Source organism: Umezawaea beigongshangensis (assembly GCF_016464305.1).
In the GTDB taxonomy this organism is placed as follows: Bacteria; Actinomycetota; Actinomycetes; order Mycobacteriales; family Pseudonocardiaceae; genus Umezawaea_A; species Umezawaea_A beigongshangensis.
Window position 1 is genome coordinate 273146 of sequence record NZ_JAEIOJ010000008.1, and the last position, 18117, is coordinate 291262.

19 protein-coding genes are annotated in these 18117 nt (G+C 73.5%); 9 read left to right on the top strand and 10 right to left on the bottom strand.

The features are described from left to right. The first annotated feature begins 67 nt into the window (after window positions 1–67). From IMZ35_RS21000 to IMZ35_RS21030, 7 genes are all read left to right on the top strand, one after another. Complete coding sequence (locus IMZ35_RS21000; RefSeq protein ID WP_199442835.1) at window positions 68–1342, top strand: beta-ketoacyl-[acyl-carrier-protein] synthase family protein; 1275 nt, start codon at window positions 68–70, stop codon at window positions 1340–1342. Next, on the top strand, window positions 1339–2556 hold the full coding sequence (locus tag IMZ35_RS21005) for a ketosynthase chain-length factor (protein ID WP_199442836.1): 1218 nt from the start codon (window positions 1339–1341) through the stop codon (window positions 2554–2556). The genes IMZ35_RS21000 and IMZ35_RS21005 overlap by 4 nt, the downstream gene beginning before the upstream one ends. Before the next feature lie 25 nt (window positions 2557–2581). Continuing rightward, window positions 2582–2839, top strand: a complete 258-nt coding sequence (locus tag IMZ35_RS21010) for an acyl carrier protein (RefSeq protein ID WP_199442837.1) — start codon at window positions 2582–2584, stop codon at window positions 2837–2839. Further along, a complete protein-coding gene (locus IMZ35_RS21015) occupies window positions 2836–3774 on the top strand; it encodes an aromatase/cyclase (protein WP_199442838.1) in 939 nt (312 codons plus the stop codon). The genes IMZ35_RS21010 and IMZ35_RS21015 overlap by 4 nt, the downstream gene beginning before the upstream one ends. A 105-nt stretch (window positions 3775–3879) precedes the next feature. Next, window positions 3880–4257, top strand: a complete 378-nt coding sequence (locus tag IMZ35_RS21020) for a PPOX class F420-dependent oxidoreductase (protein WP_229372793.1) — start codon at window positions 3880–3882, stop codon at window positions 4255–4257. Window positions 4258–4303: 46 nt separating this feature from the next. Next, window positions 4304–5032 (top strand): SDR family NAD(P)-dependent oxidoreductase, encoded by a 729-nt coding sequence (locus IMZ35_RS21025; protein WP_199442839.1) that lies wholly within the window; start codon window positions 4304–4306, stop codon window positions 5030–5032. Between the two features lie 28 nt (window positions 5033–5060). After that, window positions 5061–6092: an LLM class flavin-dependent oxidoreductase gene (locus IMZ35_RS21030; RefSeq protein WP_199442840.1), complete on the top strand. Its 1032-nt coding sequence runs from the start codon at window positions 5061–5063 to the stop codon at window positions 6090–6092. Between the two features lie 29 nt (window positions 6093–6121). Here the strand turns inward: IMZ35_RS21030 and IMZ35_RS21035 are convergent, their stop codons facing one another. Both IMZ35_RS21035 and IMZ35_RS21040 read right to left on the bottom strand, forming a co-directional pair. Further along, the gene (locus tag IMZ35_RS21035) at window positions 6122–6598 is read right to left on the bottom strand and encodes an SDR family oxidoreductase (protein ID WP_199442841.1); all 477 of its coding nucleotides are present in this window, start codon (window positions 6596–6598) and stop codon (window positions 6122–6124) included. A gap of 39 nt (window positions 6599–6637) precedes the next feature. Then, on the bottom strand, window positions 6638–7492 hold the full coding sequence (locus IMZ35_RS21040) for an SDR family oxidoreductase (protein ID WP_199442842.1): 855 nt from the start codon (window positions 7490–7492) through the stop codon (window positions 6638–6640). 92 nt (window positions 7493–7584) lie between these two features. On the opposite strand from IMZ35_RS21040, the gene IMZ35_RS21045 reads away from it, so the two are divergent. Then, window positions 7585–8160, top strand: a complete 576-nt coding sequence (locus IMZ35_RS21045) for a TetR/AcrR family transcriptional regulator (protein ID WP_229372794.1) — start codon at window positions 7585–7587, stop codon at window positions 8158–8160. A gap of 75 nt (window positions 8161–8235) precedes the next feature. Here IMZ35_RS21045 and katG read toward each other — a convergent pair whose 3' ends face one another. Together katG and IMZ35_RS21055 are read right to left on the bottom strand one after the other, a co-directional pair. Beyond that, window positions 8236–10509, bottom strand: a complete 2274-nt coding sequence (katG, locus tag IMZ35_RS21050) for a catalase/peroxidase HPI (protein ID WP_199442843.1) — start codon at window positions 10507–10509, stop codon at window positions 8236–8238. Then, the gene (locus tag IMZ35_RS21055) at window positions 10506–10958 is read right to left on the bottom strand and encodes a Fur family transcriptional regulator (protein WP_199442844.1); all 453 of its coding nucleotides are present in this window, start codon (window positions 10956–10958) and stop codon (window positions 10506–10508) included. The genes katG and IMZ35_RS21055 overlap by 4 nt, the downstream gene beginning before the upstream one ends. A 294-nt stretch (window positions 10959–11252) precedes the next feature. Here IMZ35_RS21055 and IMZ35_RS21060 point away from each other — a divergent pair, with 294 nt between their 5' ends. Further along, window positions 11253–11747, top strand: coding sequence for a hypothetical protein (locus tag IMZ35_RS21060; RefSeq protein WP_199442845.1), 495 nt, complete (start codon window positions 11253–11255; stop codon window positions 11745–11747). Window positions 11748–12005: 258 nt separating this feature from the next. Here IMZ35_RS21060 and IMZ35_RS21065 read toward each other — a convergent pair whose 3' ends face one another. From IMZ35_RS21065 to IMZ35_RS21085, 6 genes are all read right to left on the bottom strand, one after another. Next, on the bottom strand, window positions 12006–13052 hold the full coding sequence (locus IMZ35_RS21065) for a MerR family transcriptional regulator (protein WP_199442846.1): 1047 nt from the start codon (window positions 13050–13052) through the stop codon (window positions 12006–12008). Next, window positions 13046–13750 (bottom strand): HEAT repeat domain-containing protein, encoded by a 705-nt coding sequence (locus tag IMZ35_RS21070; protein ID WP_199442847.1) that lies wholly within the window; start codon window positions 13748–13750, stop codon window positions 13046–13048. Before IMZ35_RS21070 ends, IMZ35_RS21065 begins: the two co-directional genes overlap by 7 nt. Window positions 13751–13876: 126 nt before the next feature. Next, window positions 13877–15211 (bottom strand): DUF6297 family protein, encoded by a 1335-nt coding sequence (locus IMZ35_RS21075; RefSeq protein WP_199442848.1) that lies wholly within the window; start codon window positions 15209–15211, stop codon window positions 13877–13879. Then, entirely contained in the window at window positions 15208–15834 is a 627-nt protein-coding gene (locus IMZ35_RS21080) for an ABC transporter ATP-binding protein (RefSeq protein ID WP_199442849.1), read from the bottom strand. Before IMZ35_RS21080 ends, IMZ35_RS21075 begins: the two co-directional genes overlap by 4 nt. After that, window positions 15813–15947: a hypothetical protein gene (locus IMZ35_RS31490; protein ID WP_267877192.1), complete on the bottom strand. Its 135-nt coding sequence runs from the start codon at window positions 15945–15947 to the stop codon at window positions 15813–15815. Before IMZ35_RS31490 ends, IMZ35_RS21080 begins: the two co-directional genes overlap by 22 nt. Window positions 15948–16478: 531 nt before the next feature. Further along, on the bottom strand, window positions 16479–18101 hold the full coding sequence (locus tag IMZ35_RS21085) for an AMP-binding protein (protein ID WP_199442850.1): 1623 nt from the start codon (window positions 18099–18101) through the stop codon (window positions 16479–16481). Between the last annotated feature and the right edge of the window lie 16 nt (window positions 18102–18117).

Sequence of the window (18117 nt, forward strand, 5' to 3'; positions counted from 1 at the left end):
CCGCGTTCGAGCCGAGAGGTGCCGACATGCTTCGTCCGACCATTTCCCACGCCACCGGCGGTGTCCGGTGACGCGCCGGGTCGTGATCACCGGTATCGGTGTGCGAGCACCGGGAGGGGCGGGCACGGCGCAGTTCTGGGACCTGCTGACCTCCGGCCGGACGGCCACGCGCCGGATCTCCTTCTTCGACCCGTCTCCCTACCGCTCGCAGGTGGCGGGCGAGACCGACTTCGACGCGTCGGCGGAGGGCCTGAGCCCCCGCGAGATCCGCCGCATGGACCGGGCCACCCAGTTCGCCGTGGTCTGCGCGCGCGACGCCGTCCGGGACAGCGGGCTGGACGTCGGCGCGCTCGACCCGCACAGGACCGGTGTCTGCCTCGGCAGCGCGGTCGCCGCAGCCACCAGCCTGGAGAACGAGTACCGGGTCCTGTCGAACGACGGGGAGAAGTGGCTGGTGGACCCCGAGCACCTGTCGCCTTACACGTTCGACCACGTGGTGCCGAGCGTGATGCCAGCCGAGGTCGCCTGGACCGTCGGCGCGGAGGGCCCGGTGACCATGGTGTCCAACGGCTGCACGTCCGGGCTCGACTCGGTCGGCCACGCGGTCGCGCTGATCCGCGAGGGCAGTGCGGACGTGGTGCTGGCGGGCGCCTCGGACACCCCGATCACGCCGATCGTGGTGGCGTGCTTCGACGCGATCAAGGCGACCAGCACCTACAACGACGACCCGGAGCACGCCTCGCGCCCGTTCGACGCCTCCCGCAACGGGTTCGTGCTGGCGGAGAGCGCCGCGATGTTCGTCCTGGAGGAGCACGGGAGCGCGCGCCGCCGCGGAGCGCACGTCTACGCGGAGATCTCGGGCTACGCGACCCGCTGCAACGCCTACCACATGACGGGGCTGAAGACCGACGGCCGGGAGATGGCCGAGGCGATCAGGGCGGCGCTGGACGAGTCCGGAGTGGACGGCACCGCCGTCGGGTACGTCAACGCGCACGGGTCCGGCACCAAGCAGAACGACCGGCACGAGACGGCGGCGTTCAAGCGGAGCCTCGGCGAGCACGCGCGCCGGACGCCCGTCAGCTCGATCAAGTCGATGGTCGGGCACTCGCTCGGCGCGATCGGCTCGGTGGAGATCGCCGCGTCCGCGCTGGCGATCGAGCACGGCGTGATCCCGCCGACGGCGAACCTGCACACCCCGGACCCCGAGTGCGACCTGGACTACGTCCCGCTGGTCGCCAGGGAGCAACGGGTGGACACCGTGCTGACGGTCGGCAGCGGGTTCGGCGGCTTCCAGAGCGCGATGGTGCTCCGCCGCCCCGGCACGGCGGGAGCGAGCGCATGAGGGTCCACGTGACCGGCCTCGGCGTGACCGCGCCGAACGGCCTCGGGGTGGAGGCGTACTGGGACGCCGTGCTGGAGGGGCGCACGGGCATCGGGGAGCTGACCCGGTTCGACGCGTCGGCCCTCCCCGCGCGACTGGCCGGGCAGGTCCTCGACTTCGCGGCCGAGGAGCACGTCCCCAACCGGCTGCTGCCCCAGACCGACGTGTCCACCAGGTTCGCGCTCGCGGCGGCGGAGTGGGCGCTGGCCGACGCGAAGGTCGACCCGGCCGCCCTGACCGACTACGACATGGGCGTCGTCACCTCCACCGCGTCGGGCGGCTTCGAGTTCACCCACCGCGAGTTCCAGAAGCTGTGGTCGCGGGGACCGCGGTACGTCAGCGTGTACGAGTCGTTCGCCTGGTTCTACGCGGTGAACACCGGCCAGATCTCCATCCGCCACGGCATGCGCGGCCCGAGCAGCGCGCTGGTCGCGGAGCAGGCGGGCGGGCTCGACGCGATCGGGCACGCGCGGCGCACGGCCCGCCGCGGCACCCCGCTGGTGCTCACCGGTGGCGTCGACTCCGCGTTCGACCCGTGGGGCTGGCTGGCGCACGTCTCCAGCGGGCGCGTCAGCACCGGCACCGACCCCGGCCGCGCCTACCTGCCCTTCGACACCGGCGCGCGCGGGTACGTGCCGGGCGAGGGCGGCGCCGTGCTGGTGCTGGAGCAGGCCGAGGCGGCCCGCGCCCGCGGCGCGCACCGCGTGCACGGCGAGATCGCCGGGTACGCGTCCACCTTCGACCCACCGCCCGGCTCCCCGCGGCCACCGGGGCTCCGGCGTGCCGCCGAACTGGCGCTGGCCGACGCCGGTCTCACCGCGGCCGACGTGGACGTGGTGTTCGCCGACGCCGCTGGCGTGCCCGCGCTCGACCGCGCCGAAGCCGACGCGATCACCGCCGTCTTCGGCCCGCGCGGAGTCCCGGTCACCGCTCCCAAGAGCCTGACCGGCCGGCTGCTCGCGGGCGGCGGCCCGCTCGACGTCGTCACCGCGCTGCTGTCCGTCCGGGACGGCGTGATCCCGGCGACGGCGGGCACGACCGACGTGCCGGACGACTACCGGCTCGACCTGGTGCACGGGTCGCCCAGGGGAGCCGCGGTGACCACGGCCCTGGTGCTCGCGCGCGGGCGCTGGGGCTTCAACTCGGCGGTCGTGGTCACCGCCGTTCCCGACTGATCACACCGACTGAGAGGAGACGGGGATGAGAACCATGACGATCGACGACCTCCGCACGATCCTGGTGAGCTGCGCGGGCGAGGAGGAGAGCGCCGACCCGCGGGCCGACATCTCCGACGTGCCCTTCGACGATCTCGGCTACGACTCGCTCGCGCTCATGGAGACCGGGGCGCGCATCGAGCGGGACTTCGGCATCAGCCTGCCGGACGAGGTGGTGGCCGAGCTGAGGACGCCCCGCGCGCTGCTCGACCTGATCAACGAGAACCTGGCCGGGGCGAGGTGAGCCCGGCACCCCGGCACACCGCGCACTCCCTGGTCGTCGCCGCGCCAGCGGACAGGCTGTACGCGCTGGTGGCCGACGTGACCAGGTGGCCGGTGATCTTCGAGCCGAGCGTGCACGTCCAGCACCTGGAGCGGGGCGAGCGCGCGGAGCGGTTCCGGTTGTGGGCGCTGGTCGGCGGGGAGGTCCTGTCCTGGACCTCCCGGCGCGAGCTGGACCGGGCGGCGTCGCGGATCGCGTTCCGGCAGGAGCGCAGCCAGGCGCCGGTGGCCTCGATGGGCGGTGTCTGGCGGTTCACCCCGCTGCCCGGCGGACGCACCGAGGTCGTGCTCGAACACGACTTCACCGCCGTCGACGACGAGTCCGCCGAGCGCGTCGCCCTGGCCGTCGACGGCAACAGCACCGTCGAACTGGCCGCCCTCGCCCGGATCGCCGAGCAGGACCACGCGGTGGACGACCTGGTGTTCTCGTTCGAGGACACCGTCCGGTCGCCCGGCTCCGCGGCGGACGCCTACGAGTTCGTCCAGCGCGCGGACGCGTGGCCCGACCGGTTGCCGCACGTGCGCCGCGTGGACCTGCGCGAGGACGTGCCGGGAGTCCAGCACGTGGAGATGGACACGGTGACCGGGGACGGGGCCGCGCACACGACCAGGTCCGTCCGGTTGTGCTTCGAGCCCTCGCTGATCGTCTACAAGCAGCTCGTGCCGCCGGCGATCCTCCGGGGGCACAGCGGGTCCTGGGCGTTCGAGGACACGCCGGACGGCGTCGTGGTCACCGCCCGGCACACGGTCGCCGTCGACCCCGCCGCCGTGCCCGAGGTGCTCGGGTCCGGCCGGACGGTCGCCGACGCCGCGCGGTACCTCCGCGAAGCGCTGGGCAGGAACAGCCTGGCCACGCTGAACGGCGCGGGCGCTCACGCCGGGGCGCGGCGGTCGTGAGCCCGCCCGTCCCCCGATCGTGCCGTGCGGCGTCGTCCCGCGGTCGGTTGGATCGGGGGGCAGGACGACCGGGCGAACCCGGACCACCCACGACGGAAGGCCACCATGGGCATCTTCACCGAGGCCGAGAGCGACTACCTCCGATCGGGTCCGACCCGCGAGCTGCTGGCCAGGATCGCGACGGTGGGCGAGGACGGGACGCCCCACGTGTGCCCGGTGGGCTGGCGGCTCGACCCCGACACCGAGGCCATCGAGATCGGTGGTCGCGACATGGAGCGGAGCAAGAAGTTCCGCGACGTCGGCCGCACGCACCGGGCCGCCGTCGTCGTCGACGACGTGCTGCCGCCGTGGGTGCCGCGCGGCATCGAGATCCGGGGCCGCGCCGAAGCCGTCGACGGGCCCGAACCGCTCATCCGCATCCATCCCGAGTGGGTGACGTCGTGGGGCATCGACGGCCGTCGGCACACCCGCACGACCGGTTAGAACCGGGGACCGGACCGACCGGCTCCCCGCAGACAGGAGGTTCGGCGTGAGCGAGAAGAGAGTCGCCGTCGTGACCGGCTCCTCGTCCGGGATCGGCAGCGCGGTGGCGCGCGGCCTGGCCGCGGACGGGGTGCGGGTGGTCGTGAACTCGGTCCGGTCGGTCGACGCCGGGCGGCGGCTGGCCGAGTCGCTGCCCGGCGCGATCCACCTGCGGGCGGACGTGGCGGACGAGGAGCAGGCGCGGGGGCTGGTCCGTCGCACGGTCGAGGAGTTCGGCAGGCTCGACGTGCTGGTCAACAACGCCGGTACGACCCGGCGCATCCCCCACGCCGACCTGGCGGCGGTGACCCCGCAGGTCTGGCGGGAGATCCTCGACCTCAACGTCGTCGGCACCTGGCAGACGTCGGTCGCCGCGATGCCGCACCTGCGGGAGTCGGGCGCGGGCTGCATCGTCAACGTGTCGTCGGTGGCCGCGAGCAGGCCGGTGGGCAGTTCGATCCCGTACGCGGTGAGCAAGGCCGCGATCGAGCACATGACGCGCCTGCTGGCAGGCGCGGTCGGCCCCGAGGTCCGCGTCAACGCCGTGGCGCCCGGCCTGATCGAGACACCGTGGACGAGGGACTTCACCGAGATCGCCGAGATGACGAAGCGGCTGACCCCGTTGAAGCGCGTCGGGCTCCCCGAGGACGTCGCCGACGCCGTCCTCGGCCTGATCAGATCGACGTACGTGACCGGACAGGTGCTGCTCGTCGACGGCGGCGCCCACCTCGTCTGAAGGCCCTGCGGGAGGAGAGGACGGACCGATGGAGCTGGGTGTGAACCTGGTGTACCGGGGCGCGGGCGCCCTGGCGCGGGAGGCCGAGCGGTTGGGGTACGCCATCGCACTGGCGCCGGAGGGCTACAAGTCCGACGCGCCGAGCGTGCTGGGCCACGTGGCCGCGCTGACCGAGCGGATCGCGCTCGCCTCCGGCGTGATGCAGATCCCCGGCCGGACGCCGGGCATGGCCGCGCTGACCGCGGCCACCCTGGACAGCCTGTCGGGCGGGCGGTTCCGCCTCGGTCTCGGCGTGTCGAACCCCGACGTCGCCGACGGCTGGTACGGCGCGACGTTCGACAAGCCGCTCGCCCGCACCCGCGAGTACGTGGAGATCGTCCGGGCGGCGCTGCGGGGCGGACCGGTCCAGCACCGGGGCGAGCACTACCCGCTGCCGCGGTCGGGGCGAACGCAGGCGCCGCTGCACCTGTTCACCGAGCCGCTGCGCCCCGACCTGCCCGTGTACCTCGCGGCGGTGGGCCCGAAGAACCTGGAACTCGCCGGTGAGATCGCGGACGGCTGGATCGGCGTCTTCACCTCGCCGGAGCGGGTCCGCACGGCGGTCGGCCACCTCGCGGCGGGACGGGCCAGGGCCGGGCTGGGCATGGACACCTTCGACGTGCTCCCCTGCCTGGCGACGTCGTTCGCCGAGGACCCGCGCACCGCCGCGGACGCGCTCCGCGCGCACTACGCGTACCTCCTCGGCATCGGCGACCCGGAGCGCAACTTCTACTGCGGGATGGCCGTCCAGCTCGGCTTCGAACACGCGGTCGCCGAACTGCACGACCGGCTCCGCGCCGGTGACCGGGACGCGGCGGCCGCCTCGCTCCCGTTCGAGTTCATCGACGCGACGTCCCTGGTGGGTCCGGTCGACCGCGTCGCGAGCCGGATGGCGGACTACGCCGCGGCCGGGGTCACCACCCTGGGGATCATGGTGTCGGCCGCCGCCACGACGCTGGAGGGCCGCTTGTCCGTCATCGGCCGGGCGGCACTGGCGCTGGAGCGCTCCAGGCGCGGTTGACCGTCCACACGCGACGCCGCCGACGCGGCTCAGGCGACGGCTCCGAGCATGAAGCCGCCGTCGGCGAGGATCTCCGATCCGGTGGCGAAGCGGGCCTGGTCGGAGGCGGCGAACAGGACGAAGTCGGCGGTGCGCATGGAGGGAGCGGCGGCGCGGATGCCCAGCAGCGCGCCGGTGAGGTTGGTCTCCAGCACGCGCCGGAACTCCGGCAGCGGGATGCTCTCGGTGGTGCCGACGCCGAGGTGGGCGGCGTTGTCGACCAGCACGTCCGGGGGTCCGAAGCGGTCCTCCGTCCGTGCGATCGCCTCGGCCCACTCGGTTTCGCCGGTGACGTCCAGGCGCACGCCCAGCGCCGGGCCGGGCAGGGTGGCGGCGAGCTGGTCGTACCCCGTGCGGGCGGCGACGACGACGTTCGCGCCCGCCACGGCGAACTGGACGGACAGCGCGGTGCCCAGAGTGCCGGAAGCGCCGGTGACGATGACGGTCTTGCCGGTGAAGTCGAACACGGGAAGCTCCTTCGAGCTGGTGGTGGCGGGGTTCGGACCTCAGCGGGCGACGAGGGCGTCGTCGGCGTCGGTGGAGCGGGCGAGGTCGCGTCCGGCTTCCAGCGCCGCGAGGCGGTCGCGCAGGGCGGAGGTGGCCCACGCGTGGGCGTCGGAGCCCAGCGTCAGCCGCAGCGGCGCGTCTGACTGCTCGGCGGAGGCGATGATGGCGGCGGCGATCTTGGCGGGGTCGCCGGGGGCGGGGAGCGGCGGCAGTTCGCCGGAGGCCACGCGGCGCAGCTGCCCGGAGGGGCCGTCGGCGTAGGCGGGCAGCGGTGCGCCGAGGACCGAGCCGCTCCCGGCGAAGCTGGTGCGCGACATGCCCGGCTCGACGATGGTCACGCCGATGCCGAAGGGGGCCAGTTCCGCGGCGGCGGACTCCCAGAAGCCCTCGACGCCCCACTTGGTGGCGTGGTACAGGCTCATGGCGGGGAAGGCGATCTGTCCGCCGACGCTGGCGATCTGCACGAAGCGTCCGCCGTTCTGGGCGCGCAGGTGCGGGGTGGCGGCGCGGGCGAGCTGGATCGAGGCGGTGAGGTTGGTGGCGATCTGCCGGTCGATCTGCTCGTCGGACAGCTCCTCCGCCGCCCCGAACAGCCCGTACCCGGCGTTGGACACCACCACGTCGACGCGCCCCAGCTCGGCGAACGCCCGGTCCACGACCTGACGCAGCTCGGCGGTGTCGGTGACGTCGAGCGCGGCGCGCCACAGCTGCCCGCCGTACTGGCCGGCCAGGTCGTCGAGGGTCTCGGGGCGGCGCGCGGTGGCGGCGACGCGGTCTCCTCGTCGCAGGAGCTGCTCGGTGAGCTGGCGGCCGAAGCCGGAGGACGTGCCGGTGATGAACCAGGTGCGGGTCATGTCTGCTCCTCAACGTATGTAACTAACTGGATGCATTTCTACACGACCGCCGCCCTCCTGTAAACATCTGGATGGTTATGTACGATGCGGGCATGCCACCCGACGCCACGGAGACCAAGCGGCGACTGATGAACGCCGCGGTCGCCGAGTTCGCCACCCACGGTCTGGCCGGTGCCCGCGTCGACCGCATCGCCGAGACCGCCGCGGCCAACAAGCGGTCCATCTACATGCACTTCGGGACCAAGGAAGAACTCTTCGACCTGGTCGTCGCCCAGAGCATGTCCGAACTGGCGGACGCGGTCGTGATCGACGCGGGCGACCTGCCCGCCTACGCGGGTGCCCTGTTCGACCGGCTGCGGCAACGACCGCACATCACCCGGCTCCACCTGTGGGCCGGCCTGGAGCGGCAGCGGCCCGTCGACGCCGAGGTGCACGAGTACCGCCGCAACGTCGCCGCCGTCCAGGCCGCCCAGGACGCGGGCCGGGTCCGCGCCGACATCCCCGCCACGGAGCTCGTGGCCATGGTCATCGCGCTGGTCATCAGCTGGGACACCGCCTCCTGGTCGCTCAAAGCGCTCCAGGAGGAGATCGGCCACGACCCCGGCGCCGACCGCAGGACCACCGTCACCACCGCCGTCGCCGCACTCGTCCAGCCACGTCGGCCCTGAGGCGTCCGCGCGACCGCCCACACGGGACGAGCCCGGCCGATCGTCGGATCGGCCGGGCTCGTCGGTGGAGCGGGATCAGGCGATGTCGAACCGGTCGAGTTCCATGACCTTGGTCCAGGCCGCGACGAAGTCCGCCACGAACTTCTCGCGAGCGTCCTGGCTGGCGTAGACCTCGGCGAGGGCGCGCAGCTGGGAGTTGGAGCCGAAGACGAGGTCGACCGCGGTGGCGGTCCACTTCACCTCGTCGGTGGCCAGATCGCGGATCTCGTAGACGTTCTCCTCGGACTCCGACGCCTTCCACCGGGTACCCGGCGAGAGCAGGTTGGCGAAGAAGTCGTTGGTGAGCACGCCGGGCCGGTCGGTGAGGACACCGTGCCGGGCGTCGGCGTGGTTGGCGCCGAGGGAGCGCAGACCGCCGACGAGCACGGTCATCTCCGGCGCCGTCAGGTCGAGCATGTAGGCGCGCTCGACGAGCAGCACCTCCGGCTGGAGCTTCTCACCGGAACGCACGTAGTTGCGGAACCCGTCGGCACGCGGCTCCATGACCTTGAACGACTCGACGTCGGTCTGCTCCTGCGAGGCGTCGGTGCGACCCGGCCGGAACGGCACGGTCACCTCGACGCCGGCGTCGCGCGCCGCCTTCTCGACGGCGGCCGCACCGGCCAGCACGATCAGGTCGGCGAGCGAGATCTTCGCGCCCCCGGCCTCGTTGAACTCGCGCTGGACGCCCTCCAGGACCTCCAGGACCTTCGCGAGCTGCTCCGGCTGGTTGACCTCCCAGCTGCGCTGCGGCTCCAGGCGGATGCGGGCGCCGTTGGCGCCGCCGCGCTTGTCGGTGGACCGGAAGCTCGCGGCCGAGGCCCAGGCGGTGCCGACCAGCTGGGCGGTCGTGAGGCCGGACTCCAGCACCTTCGCCTTGAGGGCGGCGACGTCGGCGTCACCCACGAGCTCGTGGTCGACGGCCGGCACCGGGTCCTGCCACAGCTGCGGCTCGGCGACCCACGGCCCCAGGAAGCGGCTGACCGGACCCATGTCGCGGTGCAGCAGCTTGTACCAGGCCTTGCCGAAGGCCAGGGCGAACTCGTCGGGGTTCTCCAGGAAGCGGCGGGAGATCTTCTCGTACGCCGGGTCGACGCGCAGCGACAGGTCGGTCGTGAGCATCGTCGGCCGGTGCTTCTTGGACGGGTCGTGGGCGTCCGGGATGATCTCCTCGGCGTCCTTGGCGACCCACTGCTTGGCACCGCCGGGGCTCGTGGTGAGCTCCCACTCGTAGCCGAAGAGGATCTCGAAGAAGCGGTTGCTCCACTGCGTCGGCACGTCGGTCCACGTCACCTCCAGACCGCTGGTGATCGTGTCACCGCCCTTGCCGCTGCCGTGGCTGCTCAGCCAGCCCAGGCCCTGCGCCTCCAGCGGAGCGCCCTCGGGCTCCGCGCCCACGTGGCCGTCGGCGACGGCGGCACCGTGGGTCTTGCCGAAGGTGTGGCCACCGGCGATGAGGGCGACGGTCTCCTCGTCGTTCATCGCCATCCGGCCGAAGGTCTCCCGGATGAAGTGGGCCGCCGCCAGCGGGTCCGCGTTGCCGCGCGGGCCCTCGGGGTTGACGTAGATGAGGCCCATCTCGGTCGCGCCGACCTCGGGAGCCATCTCCTTGTCGCTGACGTAGCGCTCGTCGCCCAGCCAGGCGTCCTCGGGACCCCAGAAGATCTCCTCGGGCTCCCAGACGTCCACGCGGCCGAAGCCGAAGCCGAAGGTCGTGAAGCCCATCGACTCCAGGGCGACGTTGCCCGCGAGCACGAGCAGGTCGGCCCACGAGATCTTCTGGCCGTACTTCTGCTTGACCGGCCACAGCAGTCGACGCGCCTTGTCGAGGTTGGCGTTGTCGGGCCAGCTGTTGAGCGGGGCGAACCGCTGACCGCCGTCACCGGCTCCACCGCGGCCGTCGTGGATGCGGTAGGTGCCCGCGGCGTGCCAGCTCATGCGGATCATGAGACCGCCGTAGTGGCCGAAGTCGGCGGGCCACCAGTCCTGCGAGCTGGTGAGCACCTCGGCGATGTCGCGCTTGAGCGCGTCGACGTCGAGCTTGCTGAACTCCTGGGCGTAGCTGAACTTCTCCCCGAGCGGGTTGCCCTTCGAGGAGTGGGCGTGCAGCACCGAGAGGTCGAGCTGGTTGGGCCACCAGTCCCGGGTGGTGCGCGGGCGACCGCCCGTCTTCGGGGTCGGCGAGTCGATCGCCGGGTTCTCGCTCTCACTGCCGTGCGCGGTCGCGGAGTCGTGCGCGACCGGGCAACCGGCTGCGGCCTTCTGGTCCACGCCCTGAGCACTGGAGGGCGTTGTCCTGGGGTCGCTCATCTACTTCCTTCCGGTGGTGAAACGTTGGCCGTGCGTTCGGTCGAGCAGTCGGGGCAGGTGCCCCACCAGACGACCTCCGCCTCGTCGACCGCGTAGCCGTGGTCTTCCGAGGGGGTGAGACAGGGGCTGTGCCCGACGACGCAGTCGACGTCGGCGATCGTGCCGCAGGAGCGGCACACGACGTGGTGGTGGTTGTCCCCCACCCTGGACTCGTAGCGGGCGTTGGCACCGGCGGGCTGGATGCGCCGCACCAGACCGGCGTCGGTCAACGCCCGCAGCACGTCGTAGACCGCCTGCTGGGACACCGTCGGGTGGGTCTCGCGCACCAGCGAGAGCACGGTCTCGGTGTCGACGTGCGGGTGGTCGTGCAGCGCCGCGAGCACCGCCAGGCGGGGGCGGGTCACGCGCAACGAGACCGCTCGCAGCCGCGCCTCGTGGTCGGACGTCACCCGCTGATCTTAGAGCGCTAGTCTGGAACAAATCCAAATTAGTTTGGTCACACCGCGCTCGCGGCACGGGTGCCGGGCGACTCGCGGGGGCGTCCTCACCCCGTGCCGCGTTCCGCGAGGGCCGCCACGTGCCGGACCGCGCCACCGTCTCGTCCGGCTGGAGCTGCCGGTGCCGGAAGGTTCGAGTTCCGACGTCGGCGGGGCGGTTCTCGCTGTAACCTTCCGCGACCGGTCGACGACTAACCGTTGTCAGGTGGTGTGCGCCCGTTGCTCGCAGAACCCGGGGTGGTTGTCATGGCGAGGCCGAAAGACACGACTACGACGAAGAGCCGCACGAGGACGATCGGCGCGGCCGTGGCCGCGATGGCGTCGGTCGCCGGAACGGTTCTCGCGGCGGCGCCCGCCGCCGCGACCGTCGCCGCCTACCCCACCAGCACCTTCTCGATCGAGGTCGGCGCGAGCTACTACCGGGGCACGGTCACCTGGTACAACCGGTCGGTCGGCGTCGACGGAGCGTTCAAGGCCACCGGGTACCGGCGGATCTACGCGCAGGCGTGGGCGAGCACGACCTGGCTCGGCTGGCAGAGTTCCAGCACCTGGTACAACACGTCCGGACCAGCCGCCCTTCCCCTCACCGCGGACGTCGAAGGCGGGGCCACCGAGGTCGACGTCTGGATGACCAGCGGAGACGCCTACGACGGCCTCGAGTTCTTCACCTGCTACCGCGGCGTCAGCGTCTGCTCCGGTCCCTACGTCGGCAGGCCCTACGCGCCGCCCCTCGACGGCTGACCTGCGGTTGCGGCACCGTCCGGCCCGAACCCGTGATCGGCGACCCGCCGTCCTGACCTGCACGGACGGACGGCGGGTCAGCAGCACGGTCCCCCGCCATCGCCACCGGGGCCGGACGGGCGCCGCACCGGGCGCGTCGAGGACGCGCGGCGCCACGAACGACGCCTCGCGGCCGGTGGGCCGGGGCGGCGCACGGGGTTCGGGTGGTCCCGGACGCGCCCGCCGGGACCGAGGACGTCGATCGGCCAGGACACCCGCTCACCCGCTGCCGACGTCGTCTCCGCCGCTCTCGTGCTGATCCGCTGGACGCGGCCGGGCGACGAGGGCCGAGGCGACGAGGGCGACAGCGCGGTCGTCGTCGTGCGTCAGCCGGCGCAGCACCTCCTGGGCCGTGGCCCCCGGCAGCTCGACCAGCGCCTGGGTCAGGCGTATCCGCACCGCGGAGTCCGCGGTGCGCGCGGCGAGTTCGGCGACCAGCGCCGCCACGATCCGGTCGGCGCGCGCCGGGTCCCGGGACAGCGTTCCCAGGACCTCGGCCGCCTCGACGTCGTTGCCCCCCTCGACCACCACGCCGACGAGCGCCGGCACGGCCGCGGTCTCGTCACGCCTGCCCAGCGCCAGAGCGGCCTGCCCGCGCACCGTCGTGTCCGGGTCCGCGAGCGCGTCCGCCAGCGCCGCGGTCGCCTCCGGGGACTCGGGCACCGCGGTGAGCGCCAGCACCGCGCGCCGCCGGACGTCGACGTCCTCCGAGCGCACGCCGGCGGCCAGCACCTCCACGCCGTCACCGTCCGACCGGGCGAGCGCCCAGCGCAGGGCGCCCGCGACGTGGGGGTCGGATTCGGCCAGGACCGCCCCGGCGAGCAGTTCGGCGGACACGGGCACGCCCTCCGGCCTGGTCAGGACGGCCTGCTGCCTGCGTGCGGCGCTGGTCGAGTCGAGCCCCTGCAGGAGTTCGACCACGCGCAGGACGTCCTGCCAGCCGCTCGGCGCCGACGCGTCGATCGCGCGGAGCCGGTCGAGCAGTTCCCGTTCCCGCTCCAAGCGGTCTTCCGTCCACCGGATGAGGTCGCCGACCAGAGCGGACGGCGTGAAGGCCGGGTCCTCCAGCGCGCGTCCGACCTGCTTGAGCGAGAGCCCGAGGGACCGCAGGCTCTCCACGTGGAAGATCCTGCGGACGTCCTCGGCGGAGTACTCGCGGTAGCCGCCGACGGTGCGACCGGTCGGCCGCACCAGCCCGAGTGCGTCGTAGTGCCGGAGCATCCGGGTGCTCACACCCGCGCGGCGGGCCACGTCGCCGATCAGCAATCCGCGGTCTCCCCGGCGCCTGCCGACGCGCGTAGCGGACCGAGTGCGACGATCCGCTTCGCCTCCTCGACCGCCGCGTCGAACCCGGTCTCCGGGTCCCGCAGGAGCAGCTCGGTGGCACGGGCGTGCGCGGCCACCACCGGGTCCGGGTGCGTCGCGGCCCTCCGCAGGGCGGGCTCGACGACGTCGCCGAGGTCGACGAGGGCCCGGCTCAGGCTCAGCCGCACGGTGCGGTCGCCGCGCCCGAGCTGCGTGATCAGCGCGTCGGCCAGGTCCTTCTTCTCGTCCTCGGTCGGCACGAGGGCGACCGCGACGCGCCACGCGGTCCGCGCGACCTCGTCGTCGGCGTCGTGCAGCACGTCCCGCGCGATCCAGGCCCACGCGCTCTTGTCGCCGATCTTGGAGAGCGTGTGCAACGCCTGCCCGCGGGCCCGAGCGCGCTCGGAGTCGAGTTCCCGGCGGATCCGGGGCAGGGTGATCTCCGGCGAGAGACGGGTCAGCACCCAGGACAGCATGTCCCGCACGAAGAAGTCCGGCTCGACCGCGCACCGTTCGACCAGCGTCTCCAGGAGACCGGGGTCGGGGTTCGAACCGATCGCCAGGGCCGCCCGGAGCCGGACCGACGAGTCCGCCGCGCTCAGGGCGTCTACCACTCGGGTGTTCTGCGAGGTTCCGTTCACGGTGTTGATCGGGACCACCTCCTGCGCACAGTGGACACGTTGTCACCGTGTCAAGGTCAAGCCCGTGACCGGCGAATCAGAAGATCGACCGGCTTCGAGCCGCCCGCTCGAAGCACCACCAGCGGCTCGCGCTTCCGGTCGAGCTCACGGCGTGCCGGTCAGCAGGTGCATCAGGACCGAGAACAGCAGCAGGACTCCCAGACCGCGCGACGTCTGACGAAGCAGTCCCCACGGGGCCGTCACGCCGAGACCGACGTCGAACGGGGTCGCGTGGTAGTCCATCGGCGGGCGGGTCGCCAGCCGGTGGGTGACCACGACCGCTCCCACCGCCGCGACCGGCCACGCCAGGGGATGAGCTCCCCCGGTCGCCGGAGCGGTCAGCGCGCACCACACGAGCGTCCCCGCCGCGGGGACGACGAGGTGCGTCAGGCGCAGCCCCGCGTCGGTTCCGCCCAGGGCGCGGCGCATCGCCGCCGACCGGCACACCGCGCGCAGGCCCCCGGCGAGCCGCTGGCTCGCGACGCTCGCCGCCACGAGCTGCACCTGCGCCGTCCACAGCGGCGCTTCCACGGCCACCACGTACGGGACGAGCACCAGCAGCAGCCACGGGAGCACGACGCCGGGCGAGCGGAACACCCGGCGCAGGTCGGCCACCAGGAACGCCCGGACGCGCCCCGCGGGGAGGCCCCTGGACCGCACTCGCCCCCGCCGCTGCCAGCGCCGCACCTCCAGCACTCCGGTGAGCAGGGTGACGTCCAGGAACGTGCCCGCGGTACCGGCCGCGGCGGCGACCGACGCGCCGGACGTCAGCTCGGGGCGGGCCAGTCCGCCCAGCCCGCGGTCGGCGGCGGCGATCAGCACGACCGCGGCAAGAGCCACCGGGGTGGTGAGGAGCGGGCCCGCGTCGGCACCGATCCGCCCGACCAGCTCGTGCGCCGCACCTCCCAGCCGCTCCGCGACGACGCCCGCCAGCGCGCTGAGCACACCGATCCCGAGCACCGCGGCGGACAGCGACCGCGGGGACCTGCGCCGGGTCTGGGCGAGCACGGCCAGGGCGACGAGCCCTCCGCCCACGGCCGCACCGAGCAGCGCGGCCCACTCCACAGCCGTGCGGAAGAGCAGGGCGGACGCCAGCCCGAAAGCCGCACCGGCCGACGCGCCGACCGCCGTCAGGCGCCGGTACCAGGACGTCAGCGCCGTGCGGCGGTCCAGCGGGGTGGACAGCACCCAGGTGACCGTCGCGGGACTCGCCACCAGCGGACCGATCGCGGCGAGGACGAGCATCGCGGCGCCGCTCACCGAGGCGGCGGCGGCGATCGACAGCCAGCCGGGCGGGACGTCGGTCGCGTGCGAAGCGGTCGAGGACCGCTCCACCGCGGAGCGCACGAACTGGACGACGAGTCCGGACCCCACGAAGACGAGGCCGATCAGGACCGCCCGCTGGTCCCGGTCGCGCCAACCGGCACCGAACCGGATCACCGGTCGGCCTGCGCGGGCACGGAGACATCGACCGACCGGTCGGCCACCGCGTCGATCAGGTCGCGGTCGTGCGACGCCAGCACGATCGCGACACCGGCGTCCTTCTCCGCGCGCAACCTGTCCGCCAGCCAGCCGCGCGAACGCGCGTCGAGGCGCTGCTCGGGCTCGTCGAGCACGAGCAGCCGCCGGGGGCGTGCCAGGACCGACGCCAGGACCAGCCGCTGGCGCTGACCGCTGGACAGGCTCGCCGGCACCTGGTCGGCGGCTCCGGCGAGTCCGACCTCGGCGATCAGGGCGTCGACGTCGACCTCGGCCGAGTGAACACGGGCGAGCAGTTCGAGGTGTTCGCGCACCGGCAGGTCGGGGAAGAAGTCGACGTCGTCCAACGCGCAGGCCACGGCGGCGCGCACGCGCGGGTCGGTCTCGTCGAACGGCTCACCGTCCAGCAGCACCGTCCCGCTGTCGGCGCGGTCGGCCTGGACGAGACAGCGCAGCAGCGTGCTCTTCCCCGCGCCGTTGGGCCCCACCACCGCCACGGCCTCACCGCTGCCGACGGTGAAGCAGACCCGGTCGAGAACCGTGACGGTCCCGAACCGCCGCGTCAGATCTCGTACTTCCAGCAAGGGCGTCCCCTTCTGCTCTGCGGGCCGGGATCGGGCGGTCCCGGCGCCGTGGACTCCACGAGCGCCAGCACTCCGTGCGGCACGACGTCGTCGCCCGGTGTGGACAGGCCCATGATCCACCCGTTCCGGTCCGCCCAGCGGCGACGGACGCGGCTGGGCGAGAACCCCGTGGTCCCGCACCGTCGTCCACCAGCACGGCACGACGACCGGCCGCACGCCACCACGTTCTGATGGTCACCGCGTTCTGATGGTCACCGCGTTCCGACAGCCGCAGTCCCAGACAGCCGCGGGCCGCGTGCGCGGGGAAGCGGAGCGCCGCGACTCCGCCGCGTCCGGTCACCGGAGGAGCGGCCGAGTTCGAGGACGACCGCGTCGAGCGCGCGCCGGAGTCCTCTGCCGGTCGGGCCGGTCGGGCCGGTCGGTGCGCAAAGACGTGCGAGTGCTCGCGTTCGGCGCGTCGGCGGCGGCGCGCCGCTCTCACCGACGTCAGCGGCACCGCACGGACGCGGCCCGCGCGGCCCGATCAGCGGGCCGCGAGCACGACGGCCCGAGACGCGACCAGCGGGCCCGCCTCGGCAGGCGGGCCCGCTGGTCGGCGACCGCGGGGACGACAGGTCCGGACCCGCGTCCCCGTCGCCCTCGGATCACGGGGAGCTCAGGACCGGCAACGCGCCGGTGCGGAGCAGCTCGCGAAGGCGGAACTTCTGCACCTTGCCCGTGGCGGTCAGCGGGAACTCGTCCACCGCGTACCAGAACCTGGGCACCTTGAACGCCGCCAGGTGGTCGCGGCAGTAGGCGTCCAGCAGCTCCGGGGACGGCGGGTTCGCCGGATCCGCTGGCCGGAGCACGGCCGCCACCTGCTCGCCCCACGTGTCGTCCGGCCGGGCGACGACCGCGGCGTCCCGGACGGATTCGTGGCGGCAGAGCAGGTCCTCGACCTCGCGCGGGTAGACGTTCTCACCGCCCCTGATGATCATGTCCCGAGCCCGGCCGGTGATCCGCAGGTAGCCCTGCTCGTCCATGGTTCCCAGGTCGCCGGTGTGCAGCCAGCCGTCCCGATCGGGTGCGCGCTCGTCCGGCAGGTCGAAGTAGCCCAGCATCGTCTGGTAGCCGCGCAGGACGACCTCGCCCTGCGCGCCGATCGGGACCACCTTCCCCGCCCGGTCGACCACCTTCACCTCGACCTGGGGCAGGGGACGGCCCACGGTCTCCGCCCGGTGCGCCGGCTCGTCGTCGGGTTCGGTGGCCGTGACGACGGAACTCGCCTCCGTCTGGCCGTACACCGTGACGAACCGGGCGCCGAACGCCGCCTCGACCCGGTGGACCAGGGCCGCCGGGACCGTCGTGCCGCCCGACACGACCACCGCGCAGCGGCTCAGGTCCCGCTCGGCGAAGCCGGGGTGGTCCAGCATCCCGAGCAGCATGGTGGGGACTCCGCTGACCAGGTCCCCCGCGAAGCGCTCCAGCGCCGAGAGGACCAGGTCCGCGTCGAACACCCGGCACAACGCGTACGCGCCACCGACGCTCGCGCTGCCCAGCACGCCCAGGGTCGAGCCGCCGGTGTGGAACAGCGGCATCGCCGACACCCACGTGCCGCCCCCGGGGAAGCGCATCCGGCGTGCGGCGAAGGCGGCGTTGTTCACCAGCCCCCGGTGGCGCAGCAGCGCTCCCTTCGGGGAGCCCGTGGTGCCCGACGTGTACTGGATCTGCGCCGGGTCGTCCGGTCGGACCACGGGCAGCTCCACCGGTTCGGCCGACTCCGTCTCGGCCAGCCACCCGGTGAAGCTGACGACGTGCCTCGGCCCTTCGACGCGCGCCGCGATCTCGGCCATCCGCGTGCCGCGGAACGAGTCCACCACGAACAGCCCGGCCGAGCGGGACTGCCCGACCACGTGCGCCAGTTCGCCCTCGCGCAGAGCCGGGTTGGCGGTCACCAGCACCAGCCCGGCCAGGGCCGCGCCGTACTGGAGGACCACCCACTCCGGAACGTTGGGCGCCCACACGGTGACCCGCTCCCCCGGCTCGAACCGCGCCAGCAGCCAGTGGGCGCACCGCACGGCCGCGCGGTGCAGCTCGTGGTACGTCCACGTGCGGTCGGTCGCCGGCGCGGCGGTGAGGGACGGCTCGCCCGGCTGGGCCACCTCGATCAGCGCCGTCCGCTCCGGCGTCCGCTCCGCCCACCGGCGCAGCAGGTCGCCGGTGGTGATGTCGGTGATGTCGGCGGTGCGGTCCGCCGGCCAGTGCGATTCGGTGAGTCCGCCGTGCACCGTTCCCCCCTCGTCG

Bases quoted from the DNA above. Each gene is read 5' to 3' on its own strand.
- IMZ35_RS21005 (WP_199442836.1), top strand. From the start codon at position 1,339: ATGAGGGTCCACGTGACCGGCCTCGGCGTGACCGCGCCGAACGGCCTC.
- IMZ35_RS21020 (WP_229372793.1), top strand. From the start codon at position 3,880: ATGGGCATCTTCACCGAGGCCGAGAGCGACTACCTCCGATCGGGTCCG.
- IMZ35_RS31490 (WP_267877192.1), bottom strand. From the start codon at position 15,947: ATGGGCCTGTCCACACCGGGCGACGACGTCGTGCCGCACGGAGTGCTG.
- IMZ35_RS21010 (WP_199442837.1), top strand. From the start codon at position 2,582: ATGAGAACCATGACGATCGACGACCTCCGCACGATCCTGGTGAGCTGC.
- IMZ35_RS21060 (WP_199442845.1), top strand. From the start codon at position 11,253: ATGGCGAGGCCGAAAGACACGACTACGACGAAGAGCCGCACGAGGACG.
- IMZ35_RS21030 (WP_199442840.1), top strand. From the start codon at position 5,061: ATGGAGCTGGGTGTGAACCTGGTGTACCGGGGCGCGGGCGCCCTGGCG.
- IMZ35_RS21040 (WP_199442842.1), bottom strand. From the start codon at position 7,492: ATGACCCGCACCTGGTTCATCACCGGCACGTCCTCCGGCTTCGGCCGC.
- IMZ35_RS21045 (WP_229372794.1), top strand. From the start codon at position 7,585: ATGCCACCCGACGCCACGGAGACCAAGCGGCGACTGATGAACGCCGCG.
- katG (WP_199442843.1), bottom strand. From the start codon at position 10,509: ATGAGCGACCCCAGGACAACGCCCTCCAGTGCTCAGGGCGTGGACCAG.